Annotated in this window: 10 protein-coding genes, 1 tRNA gene and 2 pseudogenes; 8 read left to right on the top strand and 5 right to left on the bottom strand. The window is 39.4% G+C overall.

What is annotated here, in order from left to right; translation table 11 throughout:
• Positions 1-3 precede the first annotated feature (3 nt).
• Positions 4-1,176 (bottom strand): tyrosine-type recombinase/integrase, encoded by a 1,173-nt coding sequence (locus BTR_RS10210; protein ID WP_012232391.1) that lies wholly within the window; start codon positions 1,174-1,176, stop codon positions 4-6.
• 161 nt (positions 1,177-1,337) lie between these two features.
• Positions 1,338-1,422, bottom strand: a tRNA-Leu gene (locus BTR_RS10215).
• A gap of 195 nt (positions 1,423-1,617) precedes the next feature.
• On the opposite strand from BTR_RS10215, the gene BTR_RS10220 reads away from it, so the two are divergent.
• The 4 genes from BTR_RS10220 (at position 1,618) to BTR_RS10235 (ending at position 4,531) form a co-directional block, all read left to right on the top strand.
• Positions 1,618-2,223 carry a YqaA family protein gene (locus BTR_RS10220; RefSeq protein ID WP_012232392.1) on the top strand — a complete coding sequence of 202 codons (606 nt, stop codon included), beginning with the start codon at positions 1,618-1,620 and terminating at the stop codon, positions 2,221-2,223.
• A gap of 12 nt (positions 2,224-2,235) precedes the next feature.
• On the top strand, positions 2,236-2,805 hold the full coding sequence (locus tag BTR_RS10225; protein WP_012232393.1) for a disulfide bond formation protein B: 570 nt from the start codon (positions 2,236-2,238) through the stop codon (positions 2,803-2,805).
• A 715-nt stretch (positions 2,806-3,520) separates the two neighbouring features.
• Positions 3,521-3,673, top strand: coding sequence for a hypothetical protein (locus BTR_RS13035; protein WP_012232394.1), 153 nt, complete (start codon positions 3,521-3,523; stop codon positions 3,671-3,673).
• Between the two features lie 339 nt (positions 3,674-4,012).
• On the top strand, positions 4,013-4,531 hold the full coding sequence (locus BTR_RS10235; RefSeq protein WP_038474236.1) for a type II toxin-antitoxin system PemK/MazF family toxin: 519 nt from the start codon (positions 4,013-4,015) through the stop codon (positions 4,529-4,531).
• A 1,381-nt stretch (positions 4,532-5,912) separates the two neighbouring features.
• Here the strand turns inward: BTR_RS10235 and BTR_RS13725 are convergent.
• From BTR_RS13725 to BTR_RS13240, 3 genes are all read right to left on the bottom strand, one after another.
• A complete protein-coding gene (locus tag BTR_RS13725; RefSeq protein WP_280109590.1) occupies positions 5,913-6,038 on the bottom strand; it encodes a hypothetical protein in 126 nt (41 codons plus the stop codon).
• Between the two features lie 101 nt (positions 6,039-6,139).
• Positions 6,140-6,352: a hypothetical protein gene (locus BTR_RS10245; protein WP_038474242.1), complete on the bottom strand. Its 213-nt coding sequence runs from the start codon at positions 6,350-6,352 to the stop codon at positions 6,140-6,142.
• A 291-nt stretch (positions 6,353-6,643) separates the two neighbouring features.
• A complete protein-coding gene (locus tag BTR_RS13240) occupies positions 6,644-7,306 on the bottom strand; it encodes a hypothetical protein (protein ID WP_012232396.1) in 663 nt (220 codons plus the stop codon).
• Between the two features lie 1,128 nt (positions 7,307-8,434).
• On the opposite strand from BTR_RS13240, the gene BTR_RS10255 reads away from it, so the two are divergent.
• The 4 genes and pseudogenes from BTR_RS10255 to BTR_RS12815 all read left to right on the top strand — a co-directional run.
• A complete protein-coding gene (locus tag BTR_RS10255; protein WP_012232397.1) occupies positions 8,435-9,253 on the top strand; it encodes a VIT1/CCC1 transporter family protein in 819 nt (272 codons plus the stop codon).
• Between the two features lie 399 nt (positions 9,254-9,652).
• Positions 9,653-10,189 (top strand): dUTP diphosphatase, encoded by a 537-nt coding sequence (dut, locus tag BTR_RS10260; protein WP_012232398.1) that lies wholly within the window; start codon positions 9,653-9,655, stop codon positions 10,187-10,189.
• 253 nt (positions 10,190-10,442) lie between these two features.
• A pseudogene (gene dut, locus BTR_RS10265) lies at positions 10,443-10,867 on the top strand (dUTP diphosphatase); the annotation flags it as partial.
• 891 nt (positions 10,868-11,758) lie between these two features.
• Positions 11,759-12,100 (top strand): annotated as a pseudogene (locus tag BTR_RS12815) (Arm DNA-binding domain-containing protein); the annotation flags it as partial.
• Positions 12,101-12,240: the final 140 nt, after the last annotated feature.

The following is a 12,240-nucleotide window of genomic DNA, read 5'->3' on the forward strand; positions in this document are numbered from 1 at the left end:
CAATCAACGCCCAGTCACAAAAGATGACCACTGTTCTAAAAGAACACGACGCTGTTCTAAAAAATCAGTCCTCATATAAGCTTTTGTGACTGAATTCCCCACTGAATGAGACAACGTAAATTCCGCAATTTCAAATGATGTTGATGTTGTCTCTGCTATCCAATCACGAAGACTAGATCTGAATCCGTGTGGTCGATATGCAATCCCTCTATCTTTCATAAATTTAGAAAGTGTCATATCCGATATAGGATTTCCAGAGTTTCCAACAAACAAAAATCCATTTTTTTCGATTGTTTTTGCTTTTTCAATAATAGAAATCGCTTCATCTGTAAGTGGTACGCGAAAATCAAAAACCTTTCCAACTATTCCCTTCATATTTTCTTTTGGGATTGTCCATATTGACTGATTAATCTCCTCCAACCGTATATGCCTAATTGGCATTGAACGAACGCCGGTTAGAATTAAAAGCTTTAAGGCTAAATTCGATACAACATTATCATCTAAAGATTGATAAAAAGCTGGAACTTCTTTCCATGGCATTGCTGGAATATTTTGAACATTTTGAATAAATTTTCCCAATAAAGCTTTTGCTTTTGGTACCAATTGCATGTCCACATCTATACCACGCGCTGCGGCATGTTTTATAGCAATATTCAAACGCGATAAAGCCTTGCTTGCTGTTTCGTTTTTGGTTTTCCAAATAGGGGATAAGCATTCTTTTATATCAATCTGCGTCAATTCAGTAATTGCTATATCTCCAAGTTTAGGAAAAACATGCAATGTGAGAGGTGTTAACCACCTTGCTGCGGTTCCTTCATTTTTCAATTCGCTTTTTTTAGCTTCAAAAGCACTTAAAACTATTTCTCTTAAAGAAATACTATCAACCGCTTGTCGTAACTTTTCATTTTTCCTTTTACGAATCGGGTCAATACCTTGTTGCAAAAGATCACGGCAAGCTGTAGCCTTAAGCCTTGCTTCTTTCAAAGATACAACGCTACAAGAGCCTAACCCCATTTCACGACGTTTTTTATTGAAATCGAATCGAAAAACCCAACGCCCTTGATTCTGTGCTGTTTTGATAAGCCATAATCCAGCCCCATCTGCATATTTACCTTTAGGCAAATTTTTTACGGATAAGGTGGATAATCTATCACGCGTTCTTGTTTTCCTAATCACTTTTTAAACCACCTTTTGAACCACCTTTTGAATTGCGCTTTTGACGGATTCACCAGATATCAAGGTCGTATAAAAAATACAATTTTAGAAATAAAAACAATGAGTTATAAAGGAAATAAGATAAACGACGATACCTAGTGATATTGTAGAAAATCTATAAATGGTGCGGGTGGTCGGACTCGAACCGACACTCCTTTCGGAACCAGATTTTGAGTCTGGCGCGTCTACCAGTTCCACCACACCCGCACTTGTATTATAAAAGACAGACCTGTCGATTATCTCTTTGCACTATATGAAGAAGCATAGATTCGTCAACACCACACTTCTTCTTTTTTAAGAATTTCTCTCATTTTCTTCTCTGTTTTATGGAATATTTTCTTTATCGGATTTATAGCAATTTCATTTGTAAAGTTTTTACCTCTTAAATTTATAAAAAACCTCATGATATTAAACAAATTAAAGCTTTGGACGATTTCTTTAGCAAATCGGCGTACAGCACCACACTGGCTTGGTTTCATTGCCTTTATTGAAAGTTCTGTTTTTCCAATTCCCGTAGATGTTTTATATATCCCGCTGCTGCTTATCCGTCAAAAGCAAGTTTATCGCTATGCTTTGATTGCAACGATCTGTTCTGTTTTGGGAGGTATTGTCGGTTGGTTTATCGGACATTTTGCCTATGATACCCTTGCCAAACCTATTTTAGAATTTTACGGTAAAGTTGAAAGTTTTGAAGCTTTAAAAAACAGTGCAACCCTGCAATTTCTGATTATTTTATTGATAACATCAGGTTTTTTTCATCTTCCCCCCATCAAGATTGTCACAATTTTGGCCGGTGTGATGAGTGTACGTCTTGAACTTTTCATTCTCATTTGTATTTTTTCCCGAGGTGCACGTTTTTATCTTCTCGCGTGGCTGATTAAACATTTTGGACAAAAAGCAATGAATTTTCTACGACAACATTTCAAATGGATTGTCCTCATGGGGTGTGTTAGTCTCCTTTTAATTTATGGGATTTTCATCGTTTTTTTAAACAAGCAGCTTTTATAAGGAACAGACCCAATGGCATGTGCTTTATCTTCCCATTCATTTTTAAAGAAGCACCTTCATCTTGAACCCAGTAGAAAAGAACAAAGTTTATGGGCTTTTTTTCTCGCTTTTTGCTTGTCCGCCACAATAGGTCTTGCCCTTGGTTTTGAACATCTTGGCGGGTATCTTCCTTGCGATTTATGTCTTATCGAGCGTTTTCCCTATTACGGTGCCATACCATTTTTGCTCTTAGCAGGTTTTGGCGCATGGTTTTTTCGCATGTCTTCTTGGATACAACTTTTATTTTTATGTGTTTTTGTCTTAATGAGCATCAGCCTTGTTCTCGCCATTTATCATGCCGGTGTTGAATATGGCTTTTGGACCGCTCCCCTCAGTTGTGGTTCAAACACCGTACGCAAAGCCTTAGACGTTAACCAACTGCTTAACCAATTAAACAACATTCACCCTCCTTCTTGTTCTGAAGCCCCCATACGTTTTCTTTTTCTCTCATTTGCTGGTTGGAATGTTGTCTCAAGCCTATTTTTCACCCTTATAAGCCTCTATATTACGTCAAAAGGCATTCTTTCAGGCCACAAGACATAACAATCACCCGCCCCCCACGCGCACAAGAGCATGCTTGCTCTAAAAAAAACACCTCATAGCGCAATGGGGTCTTCACAAGCATACAACATACTGATTTTAATGAAAAATTATTCTTTTTCAACTTAAATCATAACCCTGAATATAGTCAGATTTTCTCATTTCAAATCATCTGCGACATGAATCAATGTCACTTGTTTGCACGTCATAAGCGCGGCTGATGTGTGGGTAAAAATTATACAAGAAAGGAGTCAAAATGGTCCTTATGAACGCTCTCAAGTGCTAAGGGCTGTCGCAACATGGGAGTTGATAAAGTGTGGATGGTACCGTCTCGCTTCTCCATAAACGCAGCTGATGTGTAGGTAAAAATTATACAAGAAAGGAGTCAAAATGGTCCTTATGAACGCTCTCAAGTGCTAAGGGCTGTCGCAACATGGGGGTTGGTAAAGTGTGGATGGTACCGTCTCGCTTCTCCATAAACGCAGCTGATGTGTAGGTAAAAATTATACAAGAAAGGAGTCAAAATGGTCCTTATGAACGCTCTCAAGTGCTAAGGGCTGTCGCAACATGGGGGTTGGTAAAGTGTGGATGGTACCGTCTCGCTTCTCCATAAACGCAGCTGATGTGTAGGTAAAAATTATACAAGAAAGGAGTCAAAATGGTCCTTATGAACGCTCTCAAGTGCTAAGGGCTGTCGCAACATGGGAGTTGATAAAGTGTGGATAATACCGTCTCGCTTCTCCATAAGTATAAAAATGGAAGTGCTCAATGGCTTTATCATTATACCATTCATAGTTGGCGCCGTGAAATGGGGGTGACGAGCATTAAAACATGTTTCTTAAAAAAAGCCCGTGAATTGGCAACTGGGTAGCGTTCTGTTTTGCAAACACCCATCACAAAGCCTCCAGAGCATAAAAATTACCCCCACGCATCCCACACACATCATCTCCCCTCAAATTTCTGCTCATTTTTAAACAGATGAAACAACCTTTTGTTGTATAATATCCCTGTGTTTTTTCATACATTTGCAGGTTTTATGTTGTTATCAATGTTTTCCTCTCCAAAGGGAGGAGAAACAACAAAAACAACGAATATTTTTATTTTATTGTTTTGCTTCTCTGTACGCATAGGCAATATTTTGATAGAAGCAAGCTTTAGAAAAGTGATTAGAGAATAAGTGAGGGGACCCATAAATATTGAATGGTCAACCATGCCTGAGGATAAAAACACACCCCCTCCCTCGCTTACTCCTTTAGATATCTGTCACCTTGAAGCTCCGCCTACTGTAATGGAACATGATCATGCCGCCTGGCGAGAACATGAGAAATTCAGGGATTTAAATGCGCCTTACACAAAACCCCCGCATATAAAACCTCGGCTCAAATCAGCCCCTCGCATTCGGCAAGTTTTTTGGTGCGATTTTCCTCATGATTCGATCTTACCCGAATTCTGGAAAAAACGTCCTGTTTTAGTGCTCTCTAAGAATGCAAAACTCTATGGTAATGTTACGGTTTTGCCATTTTCGACAAAATCGCAACCGAACAATCCTGCAGCTTATGCCCTACAATCTCCGATAGAACGTAAAAAAGCATGGATTATCTGCAATTATGTAACAACAGTTTCAGTAAGCCGTCTGAGTTGTTCACGGAGCATTCCAAGGTTATCGGAAGAAGAATTTCATAAAGTTGTTGCGCTTATGCTTAAACATTTACCGCGTTTACAACATTGACTTTTAAAAAAAATAAGCGTATATAAATAAGTACATACGGCATCAGCAATGGTGGCCGCTTCCCCGCAAGGGGAGATAGGAACGAAGGAGTGGAAAACCACTCCTTTCGTCATTTAGGCGTTCCCTTTTACTTAAGATATCCAACAATATCATCATCCTAATCAACGCGAAAAAAAGAACGATGACAAACTGAAATGAAGAAGCTTACCCGATAGGAAGGCTTATAATTTTCCCTCAATGCCCCCTCTAGAAAACGCGTTTCATAATAAACAGCCCTCAGGATCTATTCTCCTTACAGGGGGACTATTTCCTTCGAAAAAGAAAGCAAGAGATCACTAAAATCTAATCCGAAGTCAGTGCTTTCAAAAAAATGATAAATCACTCACAACACAAAAAAGAAGCCTATTGATAATAGCCCTCACTCTCCGTACCCCGCCTTCTCCAGCAAACATCCGCTTACCATTTGTGAACTTTCGTCATATCATTTTACAGAGAGAAAAAAGGAGAGATTTACATCTTTCTCTAACCCAAGTAGATAACCACGTAGAAATCAGCGCACCACCCGTTTTTCTTCCTGCACAAAGAACATCATAGTTACTGCCTTAAACTTCAATGCCCTCGCCCATCTCTCATAGCTTTCAGTCGCGCAAATAAATTTTCACCCCTCATCTTATCTTTTTGCCTCTCAAACCCTCTTTTCACAAAAAACTTCTACAAAAAGCAAAAAACTTCACCTTTTGAGAATACAACCATGACAAGCAGAAAGATTCTCGATAAATGAGAACATTTCTCATAAAGTATACAAGGCATTGATTTATAATGATAATTCACTATTTTGTATGTTGAGTGAGAGTCTCGAATAACGTAAGATTCTTTCATTTCAAACCTATGTATGTTGAATCAATCAAAACCACTCATTTGCACAGAACAAGTGGGATGAGCGTGTGGATCAAATTTATATAAGAAAGGAGTAAAAATGGTCCTTATGAACGCTCTCAAATGCAAGATCTGTCGCAACATTTTAGGGCTGGCAAAGTGTGTGATGGTGCCGGCTTGCTTCTTCACAAGCAGAAAGGCTCCCGTATATAATATAGGCTTCATATCAACAAAAAACGATACCAAGCGACTGAATTGATTTGCTTTACCGCCAATTTCTGATGCTCTCACCGCCTCTTTTTTTGCACCTCATATCAATACTTCTTTTTTTACACCCCATAAAGGATAAAAAAATTTTTTCTTTGCAAAAAAAAGCAATTTTAATGATCAACTTTATTTCCAAGAAACGCACCCCTTTAGCGGGATATATTCTCTTTCCCTATCGCCAGCACTTGTCATTCTCCCACCATTGATCCCCATCACACCCTAAAGCATAGCCCGTTCATCACTTCCATTGACAAGAGATAATAGACAAGAGATAAACGAGAATGTTGATCATCTGCATATCGGCAGCATAGCATTCTATCGTAACCACGCCATACCATTGTTTTTCTTTTTGCATTTCCCTCATGATAAATTATATCCTTTTCATATTGTGCCATAGAGTGTTTTTTTCCATAGCGTAAATTTTTCAAGAGAAATCCTTTTTCGCTCACAGATGACAAAATTTCTTTATGGAGAACGCGCATGGCGCTCAGCTTTGACCTTTTCCATAACAAAGGTAAGTTCAAACTTTAACCAAAACGACAATACACCTATTCTAAACGATTTACGCACCACCTCATTGGCAACAGGCTGCTCCAATATCGGTGTATTTATCGGTGCATTGATTTGAGAATTTTTTGCGCTTCCACGCCCCATAAAAAAAGAAAATATTTTGATCATGTTCAATTCCGTTATTGTGAATACCGATTGAACGATGCCAAAAAAAATCAAACAAAAATAGAGGGATAAGTTACGAAAACTACAGGGTAAATTTTGCTGCCCCAAAATGTCTATTTTTCTTCCTCTAAACAATCCTTGAAACACTATAAAATATTTTATTATTTAAAAACAATTACTTAAAACCTAGGGGAGAAAGGTAAAAACTTCCCCCAGAAAAGGAGATTATCTTCAAAATTATCAAAAAAAGCAGCACACTTTTAGTGATCTTTTTGTTTTTTTCTTTTGGTAAAATCAATTGGCAGGTGTCTTAGGAGCCCCTCCGGTAGGTTCCCAATTAGCAACACTTGAAATCTGCTCAATAACATCCTCTTTTAACTTACCAGTTTTCTTATTGTGTAAATCATATTGATCAGCATTCTGTCGCAACCATTCTGCAAGCGTTGCTTTAACAGTTTTACCACCCTTAGCCTCGTTCACCGCTTCCCAAGCTGCAACAGCTGCAGCAAGCTTTGAAGCATAGCGTGGATGCGTTGGATCTTGAAACATATATTTTTTATCCTTAGTGTCACGAGAATCATCCTCAGGGAAAAAATTTTTAGGTCTCTTACCACACAATAAAAGCCATTCTTTCAAATCATCTAGAGAAACAGAAGAATATGCAACAATAGGATTCTCGTCCAAACGAAACCCCCGAAAATCACAAAGATAGTACCATTCTACCCTTAATTTTCCCTCTTCTACTACTCTTACTATCTCTTGATAAACAGCTCGGAACAAAGCAACTTTAGCGAGCGGTACTCTATCCCCTCCTTCGTAAATATTGCTGTTTTCAGGTCTGTTTTTGTTGGAAAATTCACATATGAGTGGATTCAAGTCAGCTATCAATAACGCTGCCTGCAGTATTGTTAGTTTTTGAGAACGTAAAAGCCATTCTAAACTTTCATCAATTTCCATATATACCCCGCCTTTTTCTACAAAACTTAACATATTTTTCAAAACGCTAAGAGCAATCTCCTTCACTACACAGAGATTATACTCCCCTCACATTGCAGCTTATCACACTTTTTAATAAGCCCACACCCCTCCTTGTGATCTACAAGCAAATGATTTGAATTGATTCAAGATAACAAGTTTTGAAGTAAGAGAATCCTACTGAATTTGGGGCTTTCATGCAAGATATAAGGCAAGTTACAAGGCGATAAATTGCCCTTCATAAAGCATCAATTTTCATGCGTAATCAAACAATTGGATATGATCATATCTCTCTCATTTATGCACTGCCACCCTTAAATCTATCCCCTGCAATCACAGCCCAAAAGATAATTTGTTAACTCTGACAGATCCACCTAAATACAAAAGCTATAACAACGCTCAATGTGCATCAATATCATAAGAATATTGGCTTATACCTAAGCAGGATGCGGAGCGTAAAACTGTGCAAATAAAATGCTATAATGAAATGTGCTAAAAGCTGTCATAACATTGGGAACAGAAGGGTATGAGAGTGCCGGCTTGCTCTTTTGTGAAGCTTGAAAGTGAGAAGACTCAATGGCGTTTGTATTATTTCATGGGGGCTTTGCCGCTCTCACCTTCTATACGCTTCACCTATACGCTTCACGGATGCCCTTGTAAAATAGGCTTTTGTTGCTTGAAAAAAGTCGTCTTTAAAGAATGATCTCAAAGTGCAAAAGTTGTTATCGCCTTTTGAACGCATCAAATAAATGATGACGCAGTCCTCTTTCTTTCCCTATATTCTTCAAACATCAATATGAGAATGCGCCATTGAAAACTTTCTTTTAGCAAAATTGAGCAAAATAAGCATATTTTCTCTCAAGACTATCACGCAGCCCCTCTCAGACCCCACTTTATAAATCACCCCACTCGATAAATCACCCATTTGATAAATTCTCTTGTACTTCCTTGTATTTTCCAGATTTGCCAACTTTACTTGCATAAGCCCCAGCACTCGTTTTTTTTCCAGCGCAACCTTTTTGCACTTTTTCAGTTTTTAACTTTTAGGTTGACTTTCAGTTTATTTTTCTTCATGTTTTAGAATTATTCTAAAGTGCAAAGGAACAGAGAATGTTGAAATCGTTTTTTTCATTTGTACAGCGTAAAACTCTGTCCTTTCGTTCAGCACAAAAAATGCTGCTTCAAGCGCTCAAAGCAAAAGAGAAACATGCCGCGCTTTATTTAAAATATGCAAAAGCTCTAGAGCCCTATTCCTCTAAAGAAGCCGCGGTTTTTACCGCCATGGGGCTTCAAGAGCTTGAAAATTATAAACAACTTTTGTGTCTTTCTTGCCATAATCGTGCCCATACGGTGGGTGGCTCGGGTGGATTATGTGAGCAAACTTCTTTTATAAAAAGCAAAGGGAGCCAAGCTTCACAGAAAAAAACAGCGGCAAATCACACCATAAAAAAGCCCTCGAAAGCGGAAAAACAAACCCTTTTGACATGGATTCAACCAGGTCTTGCAGGGTTAATGGACGGCTCTGTCTCGACTCTTGCTCCCATTTTTGCCGCAGCTTTTGCCACAGGAGAAACGCATCAAACTTTTTTGATAGGGCTCTCAGCTTCTATTGGTGCGGGACTTTCAATGGGTTTTACAGAAGCAGCCCATGATGATGGAAAATTATCAGGGCGTGGTTCACCCTTAAAAAGAGGTCTTGCCAGCGGCATTATGACAACATTAGGGGGATTAGGTCATACGCTTCCCTATTTGATCCATTCTTTTTACCTCGCAACGGTGATTGCCTTTATCATTGTTTTTTTCGAACTAGGCGCCATCGTCTGGATTCAGAACAAATACATGTCGACCCCTTTTTGGCGCGCCTCTTTACAGGTCATCATTGGGGGGGCTCTGGTTTTTGCCACAGGGATTCTTATTGGGAGTATTTAAAAAAAACATATCCCCGGTAATTTCAATCTCTCATATAATTTCGATCTCCAAAAGAGTTCCTTTTAGCAAAACATCAAATCACCATTGGAAATGCCCTTCTTAAAAGGGCTCCTAATGGTGCTTTAATATTTCTGTAGTATCTAAGAAATCTTATAACAAATCATTGAGATCTCAAATGCACGTGTTCCTTCATAGGCATAAGCCATCATTGATAATGCATTTATAATGCCATTCCGGAAAATTTCCTTGGTGGTGCTTTGGCGTCTTATGAATCACAAGAGATGATCACCAAGCTCTGGGGACAACCTGCATCAAAAAACTTTATCGACTTGTTTTATGGCTATCTTTTGTTAAAGTAACACTTTTCTTGAAATCTCACATTTTGGAAATACCTTGATCATGCCGAACACTGCAACCAACGCCCCTCTAAACACCCAAGAAAATGGTGTTTCTTCTCACTCTTCACACCCTTTGACTTTATTCGTTCAGCGTCTTGAACACGGACAAGGTTTAGAACTTCCTCACTACGCAACAGCGGGTTCTGCGGGTCTTGATCTGCGTGCAGCCCTTGGAGAAGAAGAAACGCTTGTTCTTGCCCCAGGGCAGCGTGCTCTTATTCCAACGGGTCTCATTTTTCATTTATCACCTGGGCTTGAAGCACAAATACGTCCACGCTCTGGTTTAGCTTTAAAGCACGGCATCACATGCCTCAATACCCCAGGAACCATTGATAGTGATTACCGTGGCGAAGTCAAAGTTCTTCTCATCAATTTGGGTCAGGAAGACTTTTCTATTGAACGGGGAATGCGCATTGCCCAAACAGTCATCGCCCCCGTAACCCAAGTCAATGTTTGCGCTATTGAACCAGAACAAAAAAACCAAAACCATAACCAAAGCCGTGGAACAGGCGGTTTTGGTTCAACAGGACATACTTAAAGCAGCTCTAAAAAATCTGCTTTTAAAGAAACACGGACTCATTCCAACGACTCTTTCACTTCTGGCTCTTCTGGTTTCCGTGATTTTTTGGAGATCTTTGGTCGTTAAAGCGTGGAAGCAAGAGTAACGTCCATTTACGCCCAAGACTCCTTCGCTAAACACGCCTCTAAAGCAGCATTCTTTTTTCTCCTATCTCTTTTCACGCTTTACAATCTCGTTACTTTATCAATTCAGCCGTCTTGCGTTTGAAACAATGAAACTTCCTTATATGGCTGGTTTTGCTAGTCTTGATCTGCGTGCAGCCCTTGGAGAAGAAGAAACGCTTGTTCTTGCCCCAGGGCAGCGTGCTCTTATTCCAACGGGTCTCATTTTTCATTGATCACTTGGGGCTTGAAGCACAAATACGTCCACGCTTCTCATTTAGCTTTAAAGCACGGCATCACATGCCTCAATACCCCTGGAACCATTGATAGTGATTACCGTGGCGAAGTCAAAGTCCTGCTCATCAATTTGGGTCAGGAAGACTTTTCTATTGAACGGGAAATGCGCATTGCCCAAACGGTCATCGCCCCCGTAACCCAAGTCAATGTTTGCGCTATTGAACCAGAGCAAAAAGACGACCAAAACCATAACCAAAGCCGTGGAACAGGCGGTTTTGGTTCAACAGGACATACTTAAAGCAGCTCTAAAAAATCTGCTTTTAAAGAAACATGGACTCATTCCAACGACTCTTTCACTTCTGGCTCTTCTGGTTTCCGTGATTTTTTGGAGATCTTTGATCGTTAAAGCGTGGAAGCAAGAGTAACGCCCATTTACGCCCAAGACTCCTTCGCTAAACACGCCTCTAAAGCAGCATTCTTTTTTCTCCTATCTCTTTTCACGCTTTACAATCTCGTTACTTTATCAATTCAGCCGTCTTGCGTTTGAAACAATGAAACTTCCTTATATGGCTGGTTTTGCTAGTCTTGATTGACATACAGCCCTTGGAGAAGAAAAAACCGAAGAAAAAACCTTAGCACTTGAGACAATGCCCTATTCCAGCACGTCTTTCATTGATCACTTGGGGCTTTTAAACTTTTAAAGTACACATCCTTCCACGCTTCTCACACAAACCATACCCTTCACATGCGCCTCAACACCCCTGAAACGTTTGATGATGATGACCCAGAAGACGCATCAGCTTGATTGATGATTGATAAGAATAATGCATTGTCTTATAAAATAAGAGAGCCAAATGCCATGAGATTTTCTCATGGCAAATCTGTTTGTGTCCCCATCAAAGCCAAATCTCTTATCGGTTACAAGTCCATGACAAGCGCTACTGGCCAGTGTAAATAAAAACTGGAAAAATGCTTCTTATGACCTCATGTGCCAAAGACTGTCAAAATCTTGCACAATACATTGATTTATAATGATAATTCACTTTTTTTGTATTTTGAAGGAGAGTCCCGAAACCGTAAGATTCTCTCATTCCAGACCTGTTTATGTTGCAACAACCAAAACCATTTGCTTGCACGCCATAGAGTAGGATAAGCGTGTGGATAAAAACTGTACAAGAAAGGACTAAAAATGGCTCTTATGAACGCTCTCAGTACTAAGGGCTTATCACAATACCCACGAGCTGGCAAAGTATGTGATAGTGCCGGCTTGCTTCTTCACAAAGGTAAAAATGGTGGAGCACAATGGATTTATCGTTATATCCTTCACAAGCACCGTCGTGAAATGGGCTTAGGTGCCTTAAGAGATGTTTCTTAAAACAAGCCCGTGAATTGGCAACTGGGTGGCGCTCTGTTTTACGTGAAGGTCATAGCCCTATCAAAGATAGGCGACAAACAAAAGCGTGAAGCAATACATAATCTTCATTCCTTAAAAGAGTTTGCCGTAAATGCTTTTGAGAGAAGATGCAAAGAATATAATGATACCCGCTTGCTTTTTTATGAAGCATCAAGATGAAGTTTCCAATCAATTTTTTTAATGATTATTTTATGAGGGCATCCTTCATGGATACCATTGCAGAAGCTTTAGATGCATTAAGATACAAACAATGACAA

It is taken from the genome of Bartonella tribocorum CIP 105476 (genome assembly GCF_000196435.1).
GTDB lineage: Bacteria > Pseudomonadota > Alphaproteobacteria > Rhizobiales > Rhizobiaceae > Bartonella > Bartonella tribocorum.